Origin of the sequence: Glaesserella parasuis (genome assembly GCF_017352235.1) — a bacterium.
GTDB classification, from domain to species: Bacteria; Pseudomonadota; Gammaproteobacteria; order Enterobacterales; family Pasteurellaceae; genus Glaesserella; species Glaesserella parasuis.
In genome coordinates, this window is the sequence record NZ_CP071487.1 from 2247534 (window position 1) to 2266962 (window position 19429).

At 39.6% G+C, this 19429-nt stretch carries 15 protein-coding genes and 2 pseudogenes; 9 read left to right on the forward strand and 8 right to left on the reverse strand.

Annotation, left to right across the window (positions count from 1 at the left end):
• The first annotated feature begins 7 nt into the window (after positions 1 to 7).
• A complete protein-coding gene (gene fumC / locus J1G47_RS11355; RefSeq protein WP_010786461.1) occupies positions 8 to 1402 on the forward strand; it encodes a class II fumarate hydratase in 1395 nt (464 codons plus the stop codon).
• 181 nt (positions 1403 to 1583) lie between these two features.
• On the forward strand, positions 1584 to 2762 hold the full coding sequence (locus J1G47_RS11360) for an ATP-grasp domain-containing protein (RefSeq protein WP_021119276.1): 1179 nt from the start codon (positions 1584 to 1586) through the stop codon (positions 2760 to 2762).
• 70 nt (positions 2763 to 2832) lie between these two features.
• On the opposite strand, the gene J1G47_RS11365 is transcribed toward J1G47_RS11360, so the two are convergent.
• Entirely contained in the window at positions 2833 to 3804 is a 972-nt protein-coding gene (locus tag J1G47_RS11365; RefSeq protein ID WP_012621529.1) for an IS110 family transposase, read from the reverse strand.
• Between the two features lie 254 nt (positions 3805 to 4058).
• Here J1G47_RS11365 and J1G47_RS11370 point away from each other — a divergent pair, with 254 nt between their 5' ends.
• The 5 genes and pseudogenes from J1G47_RS11370 to yedE all read left to right on the forward strand — a co-directional run bounded on the left by J1G47_RS11370 (position 4059) and on the right by yedE (position 11238).
• On the forward strand, positions 4059 to 4817 hold the full coding sequence (locus J1G47_RS11370) for an esterase family protein (RefSeq protein WP_160403650.1): 759 nt from the start codon (positions 4059 to 4061) through the stop codon (positions 4815 to 4817).
• Between the two features lie 37 nt (positions 4818 to 4854).
• A complete protein-coding gene (lysA, locus tag J1G47_RS11375) occupies positions 4855 to 6114 on the forward strand; it encodes a diaminopimelate decarboxylase (protein WP_075605562.1) in 1260 nt (419 codons plus the stop codon).
• Between the two features lie 18 nt (positions 6115 to 6132).
• Entirely contained in the window at positions 6133 to 7347 is a 1215-nt protein-coding gene (locus J1G47_RS11380; protein WP_207326648.1) for an aromatic amino acid transport family protein, read from the forward strand.
• A 45-nt stretch (positions 7348 to 7392) separates the two neighbouring features.
• The gene (gene mutS / locus J1G47_RS11385; RefSeq protein ID WP_075592263.1) at positions 7393 to 9990 is read left to right on the forward strand and encodes a DNA mismatch repair protein MutS; all 2598 of its coding nucleotides are present in this window, start codon (positions 7393 to 7395) and stop codon (positions 9988 to 9990) included.
• Positions 9991 to 10268: 278 nt separating this feature from the next.
• Positions 10269 to 11238: pseudogene (yedE, locus tag J1G47_RS11390) on the forward strand (YedE family putative selenium transporter).
• Positions 11239 to 11415: 177 nt separating this feature from the next.
• Here yedE and J1G47_RS11395 read toward each other — a convergent pair.
• Positions 11416 to 12795: a Do family serine endopeptidase gene (locus tag J1G47_RS11395; protein ID WP_015939790.1), complete on the reverse strand. Its 1380-nt coding sequence runs from the start codon at positions 12793 to 12795 to the stop codon at positions 11416 to 11418.
• Between the two features lie 302 nt (positions 12796 to 13097).
• On the opposite strand from J1G47_RS11395, the gene J1G47_RS11400 reads away from it, so the two are divergent.
• The gene (locus J1G47_RS11400) at positions 13098 to 14696 is read left to right on the forward strand and encodes a carbon starvation CstA family protein (RefSeq protein WP_015939791.1); all 1599 of its coding nucleotides are present in this window, start codon (positions 13098 to 13100) and stop codon (positions 14694 to 14696) included.
• Positions 14697 to 14901: 205 nt separating this feature from the next.
• Here J1G47_RS11400 and prmA read toward each other — a convergent pair whose 3' ends face one another.
• The 3 genes from prmA to J1G47_RS12350 all read right to left on the reverse strand — a co-directional run bounded on the left by prmA (position 14902) and on the right by J1G47_RS12350 (position 16502).
• A complete protein-coding gene (gene prmA, locus J1G47_RS11405; RefSeq protein ID WP_035491239.1) occupies positions 14902 to 15786 on the reverse strand; it encodes a 50S ribosomal protein L11 methyltransferase in 885 nt (294 codons plus the stop codon).
• A 278-nt stretch (positions 15787 to 16064) separates the two neighbouring features.
• Positions 16065 to 16253, reverse strand: coding sequence for a hypothetical protein (locus J1G47_RS11410; RefSeq protein WP_234924163.1), 189 nt, complete (start codon positions 16251 to 16253; stop codon positions 16065 to 16067).
• A 12-nt stretch (positions 16254 to 16265) separates the two neighbouring features.
• The gene (locus J1G47_RS12350) at positions 16266 to 16502 is read right to left on the reverse strand and encodes a transposase-like zinc-binding domain-containing protein (RefSeq protein WP_418251399.1); all 237 of its coding nucleotides are present in this window, start codon (positions 16500 to 16502) and stop codon (positions 16266 to 16268) included.
• A gap of 203 nt (positions 16503 to 16705) precedes the next feature.
• Here J1G47_RS12350 and J1G47_RS11415 point away from each other — a divergent pair.
• Positions 16706 to 16885 (forward strand): annotated as a pseudogene (locus J1G47_RS11415) (IS3 family transposase); the annotation flags it as partial.
• Positions 16886 to 16998: 113 nt separating this feature from the next.
• Here J1G47_RS11415 and secB read toward each other — a convergent pair.
• From secB to tig, 3 genes are all read right to left on the reverse strand, one after another.
• Positions 16999 to 17505 carry a protein-export chaperone SecB gene (gene secB, locus J1G47_RS11420; RefSeq protein ID WP_005711146.1) on the reverse strand — a complete coding sequence of 169 codons (507 nt, stop codon included), beginning with the start codon at positions 17503 to 17505 and terminating at the stop codon, positions 16999 to 17001.
• Between the two features lie 28 nt (positions 17506 to 17533).
• The gene (locus J1G47_RS11425; RefSeq protein WP_160403642.1) at positions 17534 to 17986 is read right to left on the reverse strand and encodes a rhodanese-like domain-containing protein; all 453 of its coding nucleotides are present in this window, start codon (positions 17984 to 17986) and stop codon (positions 17534 to 17536) included.
• A gap of 102 nt (positions 17987 to 18088) precedes the next feature.
• The gene (tig, locus tag J1G47_RS11430; RefSeq protein WP_016528655.1) at positions 18089 to 19384 is read right to left on the reverse strand and encodes a trigger factor; all 1296 of its coding nucleotides are present in this window, start codon (positions 19382 to 19384) and stop codon (positions 18089 to 18091) included.
• Between the last annotated feature and the right edge of the window lie 45 nt (positions 19385 to 19429).

Genomic DNA, 19429 nt, shown 5'->3' on the forward strand with positions numbered 1-19429 from the left:
GAAAACAATGACATTCCGTATTGAAAAAGACACCATGGGCGAAGTGCAAGTACCAGCTGATAAATATTGGGCTGCGCAAACAGAACGTTCACGTAACAACTTCAAAATCGGCCCAGAAGCATCAATGCCGAAAGAAATCATTGAAGCATTCGGTTATTTGAAAAAAGCAGCCGCTTACGCAAACCATGATTTAGGCGTACTTTCTGCTGAAAAACGTGATTTAATCGCTCAAGCCTGCGATGAAATCCTAGCAAACAAATTAGATAATCAATTCCCGCTAGTAATCTGGCAAACAGGTTCAGGTACGCAATCTAATATGAACGTGAATGAAGTGGTTTCAAACCGTGCGCACGTTTTAAACGGTGGTAAACTTGGCGAGAAATCGATTATTCACCCAAATGATGATGTGAATAAATCACAATCTTCAAACGACACTTACCCAACAGCGATGCACATTGCTGCATACAAAAAAGTGGTTGAACATACCCTTCCTTGCGTAAAACGTTTACAAAAAACTTTAGCTGACAAAGCAGCAGCATTCCAAGATGTGGTGAAAATCGGTCGTACTCACTTAATGGACGCAACACCATTAACATTAGGTCAAGAGTTCTCTGCTTATGCAGCACAATTAGCTTTTGGTATCAAAGCGTTAGAAAATACGTTACCGCACTTAGCAGAATTAGCATTAGGTGGTACAGCGGTAGGTACAGGCTTAAATACACCAAAAGGCTACGATGTGAAAGTTGCAGATTATATTGCGAAATTCACAGGTTTACCGTTCGTGACTGCACAAAACAAATTTGAAGCACTCGCAACACACGATGCAATCGTTGAAACTCACGGTGCATTAAAACAATTAGCAGTTTCACTTTATAAAATCGCTAACGATGTACGTTTATTAGCATCTGGCCCACGTTCAGGTATCGGCGAAATCTTAATCCCTGAAAATGAACCAGGTTCATCAATTATGCCGGGTAAAGTAAACCCAACTCAATGTGAAGCAATGACAATGGTTTGCGCACAAGTGTTAGGTAACGATGTAACAATTTCATTTGCTGGTACACAAGGTCACTTCCAATTAAACGTGTATAAACCAGTAATGGCGTACAACTTCTTACAATCTGCGCAATTATTAGGCGATGCGTGCGTATCATTCGATGAACACTGTGCAATCGGTATTGAACCGAACTATCCACGCATTAAACAGCAATTAGATCAATCTCTAATGCTTGTAACTGCATTGAATACCCATATCGGTTATGAAAATGCAGCGAAAATTGCGAAAACTGCACACAAAAACGGTACAACACTCAAAGAAGAAGCGATCAACTTAGGTTTAGTAACAGCTGAACAATTTGATGAGTGGGTACGCCCTGAAGATATGGTTGGAAGTTTGAAATAACTGCTTCCATAGCATGGGTTTGATTTTAAAGCAAATTTATATTTAAAACATTTTTAAAGGCATTTTTATATTAATTCCAATATAGAAATGCCATTTATTCTATCAATATTTCCAAATTTCGATTAGAATCTCACCGCTTACACATTCTTATTATAATTTGTTCAAATTTAGAGGAAGAACTATGTCCAAACCAATGAACTTTGTGATGATTTCCCCTCACTTTCCAACCAATTTTGAAACCTTTGCAGTAAGATTGCGTGAAAGTCGGTTTAATACTTTGGGAATTGCAGACACACCTTACGAGCAATTAAGCGAAGGCTTACGCAACTCACTGACTGAGTATTATCGTGTGGATAATATGGAAGACTATGAGCAAGTTTACCGTGCGGTCGGTTATTTTGCGCATAAATACGGTCGTATTGACCGTGTTGAGTCGCACAACGAATACTGGCTTGAGTTAGACGCAAAATTGCGTACCGATTTCAACGTACCTGGCTATAAAAATGAAGATATGTTGGCAATCAAAACTAAAGATCAGATGAAAGAAGTGTTCCGCAAAGCTGGCTTAAAAGTGGCGAAAGGCCGTGTATTTAAAGATGATGAAGATGCACGCAAACTGGCTAAAGAACTCAAATTCCCTGTGATCATCAAACCAAACTCAGGTGTTGGGGCGAGCGATACCTACAAAATCAAATCTGCAGACGAATTAGAAGCTTTCTTCGGCTATAAAAATGCTCACGTTGAATACATTATGGAAGAGTTTATCGAAGGCGATATCGTGACTTTTGACGGTTTAACCGATAAAGACGGCAATATCGTGTTCTACTCAAGCCTTGAGTATTCTGAAGTGGTATTAGAAACGGTCGAAAAAGATAACGATATGTTCTACTACATTCCACGCGAAATCAAAGAAGATTTAGTTAAACTCGGACAGAAATGTGTGGACGCATTCAAAGTTCGTGAACGTTTCTTCCACTTTGAATATTTCCGTGTGAAGAAAACTGGCGAATTAATGCCACTTGAAATCAACTGCCGTCCACCAGGTGGTTTAACTATTGATATGTGGAACTATGCAAACGATTTTGACGTATTCAGAGAGTACGCGAATATCGTTAAAGAGAACAAATTCTACTCAAACATTACACACCCTTGGAATGTGGTTTATATCGCACGTAAAGCGAATAAAAACTACAAACACACCATTGATGAAGTATGCCAAAAATACGCAGGTAATATTATCAGCGTTCAAACTGTACCAGGTGTTTTCGCTAAAATTATGGGTGAACACGGTATTTTGGCTCGCACTGAAACAATGGAACAAATGCGTGAAATTGCACGCTTTGCTCAAGAGAAGCAGTAATTTATCTCATATTTTCCTTTCCTAAGGAAAATTATCAAGTAGCAACTGTGTTTACACACAAAAAAGTTATTCAATTTTGACCCACAGATTCTGTGGATAAGTAGCGTGTAGCGTCCCATTTTTCATTGCGTCTAACCAACGCATTCATAATGGTTAGCAGTTTACGCATACACGCCATAATAGCGACTTTCTTCGCTTTGCCTTTTGCAACCAATCGGGTGTAAAAGGCTTTAAAAACAGGTTCAAAGCGAATTGCCGATAGTGCTGCCATATATAAGGCATTACGAACAATCGCTCGACCACCATAGCAAAAGGATTTTCCTTTCCATTGACCGCTTTCCTGTGGATGCGGAATAACGCCAACGAGTGAGGCAATTCTTTTGCTGCTTAGCTTGCCTAATTCCGGCAGGCTTGACATCATCACGGCGACGCAATTTTTGCCAACGCCTTTGATGTCTGAGATAAGGTCAGCTTTATCACTAAAATGCTTACTTTGGTCGTCGATATCTTTATCAAGTTCGGCGATTAATTTATCAAGCATTTCAATGTGTTGTTGGATATTGTCCAACTGGGTTTCGTGGCTTTGTTGCAAACGATTTAGCTCTGCTACTCGCATATCGACAAGCTGACGACGGCGAACCACAAGGGCTTCCAGCTGTTCTTCTTGCTCAGAAAGCGGAACATACAACTGATGCTCTACTTCGCCTTTAAGCTCACAAGTGAGCCCATAGAAAGCGAGATTAACCGCATCTTTTGCATCGGTTTTGGCTCTCGTTTGAGATTTTGCAAACTCACTGGCTTTCAGTGGATTAGCAATAAATACACGATAACCTGCTCGAGCAAGGGCTTTTGCCACGGGGATTTCTAATCCACCCGTTGCTTCAAGCGTTATCAGAGCCACATTAAACTGGCTTAAATAGTCCAAGGTATGTTGAATACCTTTGGCGTTATTGGTTTCGGTTTTGGTCTTTTTCTGATGGGAAAAACCAATCACGAAATTGCGTTTAGCAACATCAATACCACAATAAATCGGAGCGTTCATCGGTAACCTGCCTTGTATTCGGGTTTATATTTCAACTGTTCGGTTTTGCTGATGAAGTTATCCACGCCTACGCTACAGAACGAGTTTTAGCTCTAGGGACACCCAAGCTGTGGATAACGTTATGGTTTATGTTGCTAGTTTACTATAATTTTAATATACAAGGGACACACTGCGTGTGTCCACTCTATTTTTAGAATTTGACAGTAGCGGACACACGCAGTGTGTCCCTACTGATATATAAAGGACAACAATCAATGCACTTTGAAAGACGTAGCCACTGGAGTGGTGAATTAGGACGTGAAATGCATTTCAACGTCTACGGACATGCAGGTAAACCTGTTATCGTATTCCCATCATCAGGTGGAAACCAAAATGAATACGGCAATTTTGGTATGATCGAAGCCTGCCGTTCTTTTATCGATCGAGGCTTAGTTAAATTCTATACCCCAGACTCTTTCGACAGTGAATCTTGGCTTGCCGAATGGAAATCGGGACACGATATGGCACAGGCTCACAACGCTTACGACCGTTATATTATCAATGAATTTGTTCCGTTAATTCGCCACGAATCTCAGTGGGGGGGAGCAATGATCGCAACAGGTTGCAGTATGGGAGCTTACCATACGATCAACGTTGCATTACGCCACCCAGATCTGTTTGATACTGCAATTGCTTTAAGTGGTGTTTACGATGCTCGTTTCTTTACAAAAGAGTTTTACGGCGATCTTGCAATTCACATTAATTCACCGATTGATTACCTTTGGAATCAACACGATAGCTGGTTCTTAGATCGTTATCGTCAAAATCATTATATCGTTGCCGTAGGACAAGGTGCGTGGGAAGCTCAACACGTTGAAGACACTCGTCGTCTACAAGAAGCCTTTGCTAGCAAAGGTATTCAAGGCTGGTTCGACTACTGGGGACACGATATGGCACACGACTGGCCTTTATGGCGTATGCAAATGCCTTATTTCCTTGGGAAGTTGGAAGAGCAGGGAATTATTTACACCTGATTCTCTACGGGCTGTAAATCCAACAAGGATATTTTAAATGGATTATTTTCACTATAAAAACCAACAACTTTTCGCAGAAGATGTCGCCATTGCAGACATTATTGCACAGCATGGCACACCAGCTTATATTTACTCTCGGGCAACACTTGAACGCCATTGGCATGCTTTTGATAAGGCATTTGGTGATCACCCACACTTAATTTGCTTCGCAGTCAAATCTAACTCTAACCTTGCCCTGCTAAATGTAATAGCTCGTTTAGGATCAGGCTTTGACATTGTTTCTCAAGGGGAATTAGAGCGAGTATTAGCTGCAGGGGGGGATGCAAGTAAAGTGGTTTTCTCTGGGGTGGCAAAATCGCATAGAGAAATTTCTCGTGCTTTAGAAGTTGGCATTCGTTGTTTTAATGTTGAGTCGGTTTCTGAATTAAAACGCATTAACGAAGTTGCAGGACAACTTGGTAAGATTGCCCCAATTTCATTACGTGTAAATCCAGATGTCGATGCTAAAACTCACCCTTATATTTCGACAGGGTTAAAAGAAAATAAATTTGGTGTAAGTGTCAAAGAGGCTCGTGAAGTTTATCGTTTTGCCACTACCTTACCTCATGTAAAAATTACAGGAATGGATTGCCATATTGGTTCACAACTTACCGAATTACAGCCATTTTTAGATGCAACTGACCGTGTGATTGTGCTTATGGAACAGCTAAAACAGGATGGTATCGAACTGCATCACCTTGATCTTGGCGGCGGCTTAGGGGTGACTTATACGGATGAAACACCGCCACACCCAATGGAATATGCTGCAGCGTTGCTCAATAAACTTCGTGCCTACCCGAACCTTGAGATCATTTTAGAGCCAGGGAGAGCGATTACTGCAAATGCAGGCATTTTAGTCACTAAAGTTGAATATATTAAACAAAATGAAGATCGACGCTTTGCCATTGTAGATACAGGGATGAACGATATGATCCGCCCTGCATTATATGAAGCGTATATGCAAATTATTGAAGTAAACCAATCGCTTGTACGTGAAAAGGCAATTTACGATGTCGTTGGTCCAATTTGTGAAACGTCAGACTTTTTAGGTAAACAGCGAGAACTTGCAATTGCCGAAGGGGATCTAATTGCAATGCGTTCTGCCGGAGCTTATGGTGCAACAATGTCCTCAACTTACAATTCACGTCCACAAGCTATAGAAGTGATGGTTGATGGTGATAAAGCTCACTTAATTAAAGCTAGAGCAAGTTTTGAAGATTTATGGCGTTTAGAGAATATAGTGCCTCTTTGTAATTAATTTCATTCGGAGTATTTAATGCAAAAGCAACCATCTATTTTTGGCGGTGCCTGTATCATTGCAAGTGTATGTGTTGGCGGCGGAATGTTAGGACTACCGAGTGCTGGAGCAGGTGCATGGACAGTATGGACTGCAGTTGTAATGTTAATTACAATGATAGTTATGACGATTTCTGGTGCAATGCTACTTGAAGCATATAAAAATTATGACCTTCGAGTCTCTTTTAACACAGTTACTAAAGATATACTGGGAAATAAAGTAAATATAATTAGCAACATTTCTATCTACTTTGTGGGAGGTATTTTGCTATATGCATATATAACCTCTCTTGGATATCTATTTCAAGATTTGCTTAATATCACAAATCAACTATCTGCTATTATTTGCGTTTTAGTCTTCGGCGGATTAGTTTGGCACTCAACTCGAGCTGTTGATAGAATTTCCATCATTCTAATTATTTTTATGGTATTGAGCTTCATCTTTAGCATCTGGGGGCTTGCTACTAATATTAATTTTTCCTATCTTTTTGATACTGTCAATAGAGAGCAAAATGCTTATGCACGGTATACCATGATGATGTTACCTATAGCTCTGACTTCTTTTGGCTACCATCATTCAGTCTCCTCAATGAGGGCATACTACGGTGAAGAAAAAAGAGCATCTAAAGCCATAATTTATGGAACCATGATTGCTCTGGTTTTCTATCTAATATGGATTGGTTGCGTATTTAGCAACCTTCCAAGAGAAAAATTCACCCCTGTTATTCAAAATGAAGGAAACATTGATGTACTATTAAATACATTAGGCAATGTAATAAATACACCAAGTATAAAGCAAGCACTCAATGCATTTTCTATCGCAGCTATTTTATCTTCTTTCATTGGGGTTGGACTTGGAGTTTTTGACTTTTTAGCAGATCTCTTCCAATTCAAAAACGATAAATTAGGTAGAACAAAAAGTTGGTTTGCCACATTTATACCGCCTCTCCTATTATCTTTACTCTTTCCATTTGGATTTATCACTGCAATAGGATATGCTGGAGCCGTGGCAACTATTTGGACATGTATTATTCCTGCGTTACTAATATATAAACAACGCCAAAAAACAAGACTATATGGATTTAAAGCTTTTGGTGGAACACCAATGATTTGGTTTATTGCCTTATTTGGAGTCTTCGTTGCGATTTTCCACATCTTAACAATGCTAAAGATGTTACCTATATTCATAGGATAGATTATAGATATGGTCTATAGCTAATTTAACATTCAAAATAACATAATGAAAAATCAAAATAATTTCCTACAGCACACGCCAATGATGGCTCAATATCTCCAACTCAAAGCACAAAATCCCGATATTCTTCTGTTCTATCGTATGGGCGATTTTTATGAGTTATTTTACGACGATGCCAAAAAAGCGGCTGCGTTGTTAGATATTTCTCTGACTAAACGTGGGCAATCAGCAGGTGAACCAATTCCAATGGCTGGGGTACCGTATCACGCTGTTGAAGGTTATTTGGCGAAGTTGGTGGCGTTGGGTGAGAGTGTGGCGATTTGTGAGCAAATCGGCGATCCTGCAACCAGTAAAGGCCCTGTTGAGCGTAAAGTCGTACGAATTATCACACCTGGAACGGTCAGCGACGAAGCGTTGCTACCAGAACGCCAAGACAATTTGGTCGCCGCAATTTATCAAGAAAAAGGCGTTTTCTCCCTTGCGACATTAGATATGGCTTCTGGGCGTTTTTTGATTAGCGAATTACCTAACAAAGAGGCACTGTCTGCTGAGTTACAACGCACCGAACCTGCCGAGATTTTGTATCCTGAAGATTTTTCTGATGTAGGTATTTTACAGGGTTACAAAGGCTTACGCCGCCGACCTGTTTGGGAATTTGAGCTAGTTACAGCCATTCAGTTGCTTAATCGCCAATTTGGGACACAAAATCTTACAGGTTTTGGAGTAGAAAAGGCGGTGGTTGCCTTGTGTGCGGCTGGTTGTGTCTTGCATTATGCTCAAGAAACTCAACGCACCGCACTGCCACATATCAACAGCATTCATTTGGCTCAAAATAGCGATACTGTCTTACTTGATTCGGCAACTCGCAGAAATTTGGAATTAACCACCAATCTGGCAGGCGGTACAGAAAACACACTTACATCGGTTTTGGATAAATGCGTCACCTCAATGGGGAGTCGTTTACTCAAACGTTGGATCCATCAACCTATTCGTGATTTAGCCAAACTGCATACTCGCCAGCAAACTATTTTGGCATTGCAAAAAAATGAACGTATCGAACCGCTTCAGCCCCTGCTACAACAAGTAGGCGATATGGAACGGATTTTGGCTCGCGTTGCATTACGCACTGCTCGCCCTCGTGACCTAACCCGTTTACGCACAGCTTTAGAGCATATCCCCGATATTGTAAAACATTCACAACATCAGACCGCTTGTTTAGACAATACTTTGCAGCAGATCGCCGATTTTAGCGAGCTATTCGAGCTATTAAACCAAGCAATCATTGATAACCCACCGCAACTTATCCGTGACGGTGGCGTTATCGCCGAAGGCTACAATGCTGAGTTGGACGAATGGCGAAGTTTGGCAGAAGGGGCAACCAAATTCCTTGAAGATTTAGAAGCGAGAGAACGAGCCAAAACAGGCATTGATACCCTTAAAATCGGATTCAATGCGGTACACGGCTACTATATCCAAATCAGTCAAGGACAGGCTCACAAAGCTCCGATCCACTATGTCCGCCGTCAAACCTTAAAGAATGCGGAACGTTACATTATCCCTGAGCTGAAAACCTATGAAGATAAGGTGTTGAAAGCCAAAGGGGCTTCTCTTGCCCTTGAAAAACAGCTTTATGATGAACTGTTTGAACTGTTAATGCCACGTTTGGGTGAATTGCAGTTGGCAAGCTTTGTGTTAGCAGAACTTGATGTGCTGACCAACCTTGCCGAACGTGCCGAAAGTTTGAATTATGTAATGCCAAGTTTCAGCCATCAGAGAGGCGTGAATATCAAAGGCGGTCGCCACCCTGTTGTTGAACAAGTACTGAAAACACCGTTTATCGCCAACCCTGTACTGCTCAACCCACAACGCCATTTGCTGATCGTCACAGGTCCGAATATGGGCGGTAAAAGTACCTATATGCGACAAATTGCCTTGATTACTTTAATGGCATATATCGGCAGTTTTGTGCCTGCGGACAGTGCAGAAATCGGACCGATTGACCGTATTTTTACCCGTATCGGTGCTTCTGATGATTTAGCTTCAGGGCGTTCAACCTTTATGGTGGAAATGACCGAAATGGCGAACATTCTGCACCAGTCTAGCGAAAACAGCCTTGTTCTTGTTGATGAAATCGGGCGAGGCACCTCGACCTACGATGGCTTATCACTCGCTTGGGCGTGTGCCGAATGGTTAGCGAAGAAAACCCAATCGCTCACCCTATTTGCCACCCACTACTTTGAGCTAACCAGCTTACCAAACCAGCTCAAAGGCGTTGCCAATATCCATTTAGATGCGTTGGAACATAACGACACTATCGCCTTTATGCACAGCGTACAAGAAGGGGCAGCAAGTAAAAGTTATGGTTTAGCCGTTGCCGCCCTAGCAGGCGTACCAAAGCAGGTGATCCAACTTGCGAAACAGAAACTCACACAGCTTGAACGACTTTCGCAACAAACGGCACAATTAGACGCAAATCAACAGCAAGATTTACTCTTTTCGGCGAATTTGCAAAATGCTGAACCAATCTCACCGCTTATCGAACCGTCCAAAGTCGAACAAGCCCTCGCAGAGATTGATCCCGATGAACTCACACCGAAACAGGCGTTGGAGATGTTGTATCGGTTGAAGTTACTTATAAAATAAAGACACCTTGGAATGTAGACAAAATTGGAGATTATAATAAAAAGCCCCATTTCTAACTGCTCAGGAACTATAAAACGGCACTAAGCCTTTTTATCATTGAATTTACTGAGTTTTTGAATGATCACATTTAAATTAGTATGGGGCTTTACCTAGAATGTGAGATAGGTGTTAGATAAAATGTAAGTCATCTTTTCCTCTTTTCACGACCCTTGTATAATAGCTGAGCTTTTTTAAGCAATGACAATTTATTTTATTTCAGATATCACAAGGGCCTTATTATGAAAAACATCTTAACTCGGCCTGTGGTTGCAGGTGCTGCACTTGGTATCGTTGCTCCACTTCAATATATTCGTCCTGAGTTAATCGGCTTAGTTTTAGGCTCTTTAGCGATGGCACTTTTGACCAAAGAATTTCGTCCTCGTGGTGGTTCTGCCCCCATTACACGCATTATGCTAGGCTTTTTGCTATGTTAGGTGCTTTAACCTTTCTCGGCTGCCCGTGGCGTGCCTATTTACGCTTAGGTGGAGGAGACTTAACCAGTATTGCTGGTATCGTTGGGCTGCTTGCGGGTGTTTTTGCAGGGATTTTCTTCTTCAAACGTGGATTTTCGCTCGGCTCGGTAAGTCCGGCGAACAAAGTACAGCATCCAGCATAGTCCCTATTTTTATTGTGATCGCCCTGTTTATTGCCCTGATCACCCAATTCCGCTTTGGTGAAAACTTACCCATTTTCTTCTCTGAAAAAGCCCCTGCCGCCCAACATGCCAACCTATGGCTTTCATTAGGTGCTGGTGTGCTTGTCGGTATCGTTATGCAACGCTCTCGTTTTTGTTCAATCGGTGCATTCCGTAATTTTATCTTATCCAAAGACAGCTATCTGCTAAACGGAATTGTTGCATTGGTGGTATGTACGTCTATAACCAACCTAATGCTGGGTCAGTTCAAACTTGGTTTTGAACAACAACCAATTGCCCATAATGATGTTGTATGGAACTTCCTGAGTATGACACTGTGCGGCTTATGTTTTTCTTTCGCAGGAGGCTGCCCAGGTAAACAACTGGTGCATTTAGGTGAAGGTAATAATGATGCGGCACTTTTCCTTGTCGGAATGCTATTAGGTGCGGCTGCAGCTCATAACTTTTCGCTGGCAGCATCAGGTACAGGCATATCCACCTTTACACCTTATGGGGTTGGACTTGGGCTGCTTTTCTGTCTCTATATTGGATTTACCAATAAGTCTACTCATTAGAACTAGGGTACTGTGCCTTATTAATGAAATACTGACGTACTTCAGGTACAGTACCCGATTATACTTAGGTTATATTTTCTAACCCAATAATTGTGAGATAAGTCTAAAGACTCTATACTGAATCAGTATAGAATCTTTAGCTAGCGGTCATCACAAATGATAGTATCGCAAAACTTTTTAATTAATGATTACATAGAAATTTGAACCATTACGCAAAATATTTAAGGCAATGGCAGATGGATTGGAATCAAGAACCTTACGCAACTCGCCTAAATTCTCAACGGTACGACGATTTACACCAACAATCACATCGCCTTTTCTAAATCCTCTTGCCTCAGCGAGTGAATTTTTTTCAACTTTAGTGATTTCAACGCCTTTTATTCCTTTTTCGTTATAGTTTGAAAACTCAGCACCATTTAAACTTGGTAATAAACTTTTCGCACTTGTTTTGGTTTGTTCGTCAGATTGTAATGTGACTTTAACATTTTTCTCTTTACCATCACGTAAATAGGTTAATTCAATTTCTTTGCCAGCCCCAGTAGTCGCTACTTTTGCTCTTAATTCTGCGAAACTACGGATTTTTTGACCATTTAGCCCTGTAATCACATCACCTGCTTTCAAGCCAGCTTTAGCTGCAGCAGATTCTGGCATCACTTCGCTGACAAAAGCACCTTGTTGTGCATTGACATCAAAGGCTTTAGCTAAATCTGCATTGAGTTCACCGCCTTTAATACCAAGTAAGCCACGCTTCACTTCTCCAAACTCAATAATTTGCTGAACAAGATTGTTTGCCATATTACTTGGAATTGCAAACGCAATACCTGCATTACCGCCACTTGGTGAAATAATCGCAGTATTGATGCCGATTAATTCTCCATTTAAGTTAATTAATGGACCGCCTGAGTTGCCACGGTTTACTGCTGCATCGGTTTGAATATAACTCTCATACCCTTCATCAATATCGCCTGTTGAACGACCTAATGCCGATACAATACCAGATGTCACCGTTTGACCTAACCCAAATGGATTGCCGATAGCCACAGTGAAATCACCAACACGCAATTTATCTGAATCTGCAATTTTAATTTCAGTTAAATCTTTAGGATTTTCTAATTGGATTAATGCCACATCAGACATTGGGTCTGCCCCAACTAATTTGGCTTTAAATTCACGGCCATCTTCTAATTTAACGGTAATTTTATCGGCATTATCAATAACGTGGTTATTTGTAACTACATAGCCTTTCTTCGCATCAATAATTACACCAGAACCTTCCCCCTTAAACTGACGAGGAGAACCTCCATCTCTAAACATATCTGGACCAAAGAAAAATTCAAATTCTTCGGGAACTGCACGTCTTGCGGATACTTTGGTTTTACCTTCAATAGCAATACTGACTACCGCAGGACGTACCTTTTCTAACATTGGTGCAAGGCTCGGTAATGCTTGTCCGTTTACAGCAGTAGGCAATGTAGCGTGAGCCGCCATAGGCACAGAAAGCACACCTAATCCGAGTACTAAAGAGGTTAAAAGTGATTTTTTCATTGTTGCTTTCATTGATTATCCTTACTAAATTCATGATTTATATTATTTCTTATTTCAAACCCAGTGAGTTCGTATTGCCTTTGACTCTGATTTTATTTGTCAGTTCTCAGTTTTGTGGTTAATTGTTTAAAAATCATTCTTTCAGCTAATTTTAATCAATATTTGACCGATATAATTACAAAAATGTGAACTACTTCACATTTTATATAAACAAAGTTTTGTAGGCTAATTTACCTTAAGGTAACAAATTAATAGAATACACTGCCTTTTTAGGTTTAACTTATATTCAACTTTTTATTCACAGGATCTCCATTATGTTGTGGTTCTTATTTTGCGTAGCCGTATTAATCCTAGGCTACTTCGTTTACGGTAAAATCATCGAAAAAATTTTCGTGATTAACCCGAAAAAAACAACGCCAGCTTACACAATGCAAGACGGTGTTGACTACGTACCAATGTCTAAAAAGCGTATTTGGCTCATTCAGTTATTAAACATTGCAGGAACAGGTCCAATCTTTGGTCCTATCCTTGGTGCGTTATACGGACCAGTTGCAATGCTTTGGATCGTATTAGGTTGTATCTTCGCAGGTGCAGTACACGACTACTTCTGTGGTATGTTAAGTGTGCGTAACGGCGGTGCATCAATGCCTAATTTAGCTGGTAAATACTTAGGTCGTCCAGTTAAAGCCTTTATTAACCTTTTAGCCGTTGTATTACTTCTTCTAGTAGGGGTAGTATTCGTAGCAAGTCCTGCTCAATTATTAAGTACAATTACTGTTGACGTATTTGGTTCAGCAGGTGGCGCACTCTCTTTAGATAACGCTGAAGAAATTGCGAAAACAGCGACAGTCGCAAGCGACATCACTGTATGGGGTATGGATAAACCAACGGTAATCACAGTATGGACAATCATTATTTTCTGTTACTACATTCTTGCAACCTTACTTCCAATTGACAAAATCATCGGTCGTATCTACCCATTCTTCGGTGCGTTACTCCTATTTATGTCAGCAGGTATGGTGTATGGTTTAGTGACTAGCCACTTCAGTGCAACAGACCCTGTTGATTTCTTCCGTACTATTGATGGAATGAGTGCTGAGAAGTTCTTCCAAAACTTCCAAGTTAAAGGCGATGTTCCAGTTTGGCCGTTACTTTTCTTAACCATCTCTTGTGGTGCATTATCAGGTTTCCACGCAACACAAACTCCATTAATGGCTCGTTGTGCAGAAAACGAAAGCGAAGGTCGCTTCATTTTCTACGGTGCAATGATTGCTGAAGGTGTTATTGCGTTAATCTGGTGTATGGTTGGTTTAGCATTCTATGAAAACCCACAAGCGTTACAAGATGCAATCGCAGTAGGTTCACCTTCTAAAGTGGTATATGATTCTTCTCTTTACTTCTTAGGCTTCGTAGGTGGTATCTTCGCAGTGTTAGGCGTAGTTGTATTACCTATCACATCTGGTGACACCGCATTCCGTGCAGCACGTTTAATCATTGCGGAGTTCTTCAATATTGAACAAAGAACTTTAGTAAAACGCTTAATGATTTGTCTTCCATTATTTGCTATCGGTTTTATCGTTTCAAAAATCGACTTCAGTATCTTATGGCGCTACTTTACTTGGGCAAACCAAACGACAGCAATGGTAATGTTATGGACAGCAGCGGCTTACTTATATCGCTACAATAAATTCCACTGGGTATGTACAATCCCAGCAGCATTTATCAGTACTGTATCGTTCACCTTCTTAGCGTACAATAAGATTGGTTTCGGTTTAGATTACCAATTATCGGTATACATTGGTTTAGCATTAGCAGCAGCGTGCTTAGTTGCATTCTTCACAATAATTAAACGTGAAGGTCAAGAAGACCTGGATGTTTATATTGATGATACAACTCTAAAGCATAATCATTGAATTGTTGAACTATAGGGGCGAATTTTCGCCCCTTATTTTTGTGGATGAACACAGTTGCTACGAAAAAATTAAGTGTTTGTGCAAGTGCTATATAATACTGGATAAGTACAGAAATCAAAGCTCTTTTTTTTGAAATATGAATTTGGACGAATGGCACATCTAGAAAACAGACTTATCAACAGCTTACTGTTAAATATGAGTTTTCTCAATGTTTTTTAATCCCTGTAATTCGACACCATTCTTCTTTTTCTATGATAGAATCAAGTTTAAAGCTATTTTGGTAAGCTTTACAAACGGATTCTGCTTGTGTAGCAAGAATACCTGATAAACCTAAATTCCCCTGTGGTTTTACTAACGTGATAATTTGAGGGGCAAGTTCTTTTAACGGGCCTGCAAGAATATTTGCTATAACGACATCAGCAATTAGGTTTTGCGGTTGATCTTTTGTAAGAAATAGTTGCAATCTATCCGCTACACCATTTACTTCTGCATTGTTCTGACTAGCTAAAATTGCTTGTGGATCAATATCGATACCTATTGCTTTTTTTGCACCTAATTTAAGAGCTGCAATTGCTAAAATTCCCGAACCACAGCCAAAGTCAATGACCGTTTTATCTGTTAAATCCAGACTGTCTAACCAAGCTAGACAAAGTGCAGTTGTTGGGTGTGTTCCTGTGCCAAATGCTAAACCAGGATCTAGCATTACATTGACTGCATTTGGATCGGGAATTTCTCGCCAACTTGGGCAGATCCATAAACGTTTACCGAATTGCATTGGGTGGAAATTGTCCATCCATTCCCGTTCCCAATCTTTATCTTCAATTTGTTCTATTTTATATGGAAAGTCAGTAGCTACAAGTTTACTTTTTACTAATGTAGAAACAATCTCTTTCATGTCAGTTTCTGCATCAAATAAGGCAACGACATCAGTATTACCCCAAAGACGAGTTTCTCCAGGAAGTGGCTCAAAAATTGGCGTATCTTGGCTGTTCATAAAAGTCACGGACACTGCTCCAATATCTTCTAAAAAATCGCTAATTTTCTCAGCTTCTCTATCTGTACTATTTAAACGAATTTGTACCCAAGCCATTTTGTTTTCCTTCATTTTTTAATAAAATGACTATTATAGCCTTGCATAGCAGGAGCATACAAGATTAAGTATAAGTTAATCCAAATAGAACTAAATAATGTATCTTATTTGAAAATAACAAGATCGAATATTTTGGTCTAAAAATGTATATTTTTAAAATTTACTCCAGTGATTTATTACTAAATCAACGCATCTCTATACACATGAATTACATATGGATATCATTGCCACCATACGAAATTGATACATCTGTACTGGCGTATTAAATAAATCTTTCATCAAACCACTCCTTGCCATCGCAGGTAATCCGATTGAATGATATAGCCTTTTTCTCTTAACCTATTCAGGGCAAGTTTGTAGTAAATATCTTTTTCGGTTCGCACAAAATAATGGGAAATGACATTATTTGAAAGCGTATCCATTAACACTAATACGCCAAAATAACGTCCGAAAAACGTTGTATCCATAATGATATTCAGCTATCGATTTGAAGGCGGTTTTAAAGATGTTTTAGGGACTTTATTGATATATCTTTGAATAGTTCTGACTGAACAATGATATTTAACGGCGAGTTGTTGATAGGTTTGTTTTCTGGATGTGTAATCAGTCCAAATTTTTATTGGATCTAATTTATTCTCAAGGAAAAATGTTTTATGACACTTATGACAAAAATATCGTTGAATATTATTTGATGTACCATGTTTCTTTATTTTCAGACTTTGGCAAAATGGGAAGTTTTTTGTTCATATTTCAAAAATAGGGCTTAAAGCCTTGTACTATAAGTACTTTAAGCCACTTTTCAGCAACTATTTTGTCTATTACACCTTTTTATTAACCATGTCACAATATCATTAAAAAAAGAGCTGGTGATTATGATCTGCACCCCAAAAGTTGGACTAAACAACCAACTAATTAAGGTGCAGATCAAAGTTTCTTTGGGCGTTTAAAAACGGAATGTTACTTTGGCAAACGGTTTGAGACCTTTGAGCAACTGGAACAAGCTATTCACGAATATATTCATTATTACAATCATGGGCGTATTCAAGTAAAATTAAAAGGACTAAGCCCTGTGGAATACAGAACTCAGTCCTTGAACTAAATCAGTCTAACTTTTGGGGGGCAGATCATTATAACCAGCTCTTTTGACTTTGTAAGATGAAATGTTATGTGATCAGTATAGTATTTAGAACTAATACATTGCCATAATATTGATTAATTTAGTGTAGTATTTGTAGTACTCTCACCGTTTTCTTCCGCTTGTTGACGAGCTAAATAGTCCATAAACAATGCATCAAAGTTTACTGGTGAAAGATTTAATGCAGGGAATGTACCACGATTTACTAGACTTGAAATTAACTCTCGTGCATAAGGGTAAAGCACTTCAGGGCATTTCGCTGCAAGACAGTGTGCCAATTGGATACCTTCAATACCTTTGATGGTAAATACACCCGCTTGTTTTACTTCACAGATGAATGCGACATCGTTGCTGTCTTCCAAAGTTGTTTGAACATTGATATGTAAAACCACTTCGTAAGTATCTTCACCAATTTCACGCGTTTCTGTATCAAGATCAAAACCTAACTGAGGTTTCCATTCTTGATGAAAAATGTTTGGTAAATTAGGCGCTTCAAAAGAAACATCTTTGATATAGATACGTTGAATTTGCATTTCAAACGGAGTTTGTTGCTCTTCAGTAGCAACTTGATTTTCTTCAGCCATAGTCATTCCTTAATTTTAATGTATTGAATTATTTATGCTTTTTTACGAGCGGTAAGTTAGCCGTACGCCAGCCTGCAATGCCTTCTTTTAATACATAGACTTTATCGAAGCCCTGTTTCACAAGTTCATTTGCAAGCCCACTTGCACTTAAACCATTCGCATCAACAACAATCACAGGACGATCTTTATATTTTTCGATAGCCTGTGTTTTTTTACCTTTGATGTCGCTTGGAATTAAATGCACGCTCTCAATGATATGACCGTGTCTAAATTCATCATCAGAACGAACATCAACTAACACTGCATCTTCTTTATTGATAAGCTGAGTTGCTTGAGCATTATCCACAATCTTGAATTTGCTGGTTGCACCTTTATACAAATTGATGATTACCGCAATAAAAAGTGCCACCCACGCTACAACCATAATGGTGTGGTTAGCGGTGAACTGCTGAAATTGTTCTGCAAAAGTAAGTTGTTCCATAGGTTTCTCTCTAATGTAAATGAATAATGGTAGCGAAAGTAACTCGCCAGCGACATTTAATATAAGGCACGCTAATGCGTGCCAAATTATTAATTAGAGAAATTAGCCTTGATGTGACATTACTTCATCAAATGAAGATGCTTTTTCTGTCACTTTTGCTTTTGCAAGCACAGCTTCAACCGCTTGCTCTTCTAATACTACGTTACGAATGTTATCGGTTAAACGTGGATTTTTCGCATAGTATTCAACTACTTCTGCTGGTTGTTCGTAAGCTGATGCTAATTCGGTAATAGTTTCTTTCACACGATCTTCATCAACTTTTAATTCGTTAGATGTGATCACGCTCGAAAGTAATAGACCTACTTGAACACGACGTTTTGCCTCTACTTCAAACAATTCTGCTGGTAATTGTGCTGCCATTTCTGGCTTGCTACCGAAACGTTGAACTGCTTGCTGACGTAATACATCAACTTCTTCCGCTACTGCTGATGAAGGAACTTCAATGTCGTTGTTTGCTAATAAGCCGTTGATCACTTGGTTTTTTACACGAGTAGTTAATGCATTTTTTAACTCACGTTGCATATTTTTCTTGATTTCAACACGCAACTCTTCAACGGTTTTTGCTGAACCAAATTTTTTCACGAACTCTTCTGTTAATTCAGGAAGAACGATGTTTTCTACTTTTTTCAAGGTGATAGCAAATTTTGCAGCTTTACCTTTTAAGTTCTCAGCGTGGTATTCTGCTGGGAATATCACATCGATATCGAATTGTTCGCCGGCTTTGTGACCAACGATACCCTCTTCAAAACCAGGGATCATACGACCTTGACCCATTGCTAATACGAAGTCAGAAGCCTTACCGCCTTCAAACTCTTCGCCATCTACTGAACCAACGAAATCGATAGTTACACGATCATCTGCTTTTGCTGCTTCAGTGGTTTCTGCAAATGTTGCTTGTTGTTTGCGTAACACATCAACCATTTTGTCTAAATCAGCTTCTGTGATTTCAACCACTGGTTTTTCTACTTCGATGTTTTCTAAACCTTTTAATTCAACTTCTGGGAACACTTCAAAAGTCGCTACGAATGAAAAATCTTGACCTGGTTGGTAGTTGTTTGGTGTGAATGTTGGACGACCTGCAAGGTTGATTTTCTCTGCAATCACTACATCAAAGAAAGCACGTTGCATCTCTTCAGATAATACATCTTGACGAGCCGCTAAACCGTAACGTTGTTCAATGATTGAGTGAGGAACTTTCCCTTTACGGAAACCATCTACACGAGCATTTTTCGCATAGCCTTTTAATTGTTCTTTGTAACCTGCTTCAATTTTATCTGCAGCTACGGTAACTGTTACACGGCGTTGTAAGCCTTCTAATGTTTCAATAGAAATTGACATTCTTAAACCTCAGTATTAAAAAGGATTTGATTATAAAATACAAAT

Coding starts and splice junctions, on each gene's coding strand:
- prmA (WP_035491239.1), bottom strand. CDS start 15,786: ATGGCTTGGGTACAAATTCGTTTAAATAGTACAGATAGAGAAGCTGAG.
- fumC (WP_010786461.1), top strand. CDS start 8: ATGACATTCCGTATTGAAAAAGACACCATGGGCGAAGTGCAAGTACCA.
- lysA (WP_075605562.1), top strand. CDS start 4,855: ATGGATTATTTTCACTATAAAAACCAACAACTTTTCGCAGAAGATGTC.
- secB (WP_005711146.1), bottom strand. CDS start 17,505: ATGGCTGAAGAAAATCAAGTTGCTACTGAAGAGCAACAAACTCCGTTT.
- J1G47_RS11425 (WP_160403642.1), bottom strand. CDS start 17,986: ATGGAACAACTTACTTTTGCAGAACAATTTCAGCAGTTCACCGCTAAC.
- J1G47_RS11410 (WP_234924163.1), bottom strand. CDS start 16,253: ATGGATACAACGTTTTTCGGACGTTATTTTGGCGTATTAGTGTTAATG.
- tig (WP_016528655.1), bottom strand. CDS start 19,384: ATGTCAATTTCTATTGAAACATTAGAAGGCTTACAACGCCGTGTAACA.
- J1G47_RS11360 (WP_021119276.1), top strand. CDS start 1,584: ATGTCCAAACCAATGAACTTTGTGATGATTTCCCCTCACTTTCCAACC.
- mutS (WP_075592263.1), top strand. CDS start 7,393: ATGAAAAATCAAAATAATTTCCTACAGCACACGCCAATGATGGCTCAA.
- J1G47_RS11380 (WP_207326648.1), top strand. CDS start 6,133: ATGCAAAAGCAACCATCTATTTTTGGCGGTGCCTGTATCATTGCAAGT.
- J1G47_RS11370 (WP_160403650.1), top strand. CDS start 4,059: ATGCACTTTGAAAGACGTAGCCACTGGAGTGGTGAATTAGGACGTGAA.
- J1G47_RS11395 (WP_015939790.1), bottom strand. CDS start 12,795: ATGAAAGCAACAATGAAAAAATCACTTTTAACCTCTTTAGTACTCGGA.
- J1G47_RS11365 (WP_012621529.1), bottom strand. CDS start 3,804: ATGAACGCTCCGATTTATTGTGGTATTGATGTTGCTAAACGCAATTTC.
- J1G47_RS11400 (WP_015939791.1), top strand. CDS start 13,098: ATGTTGTGGTTCTTATTTTGCGTAGCCGTATTAATCCTAGGCTACTTC.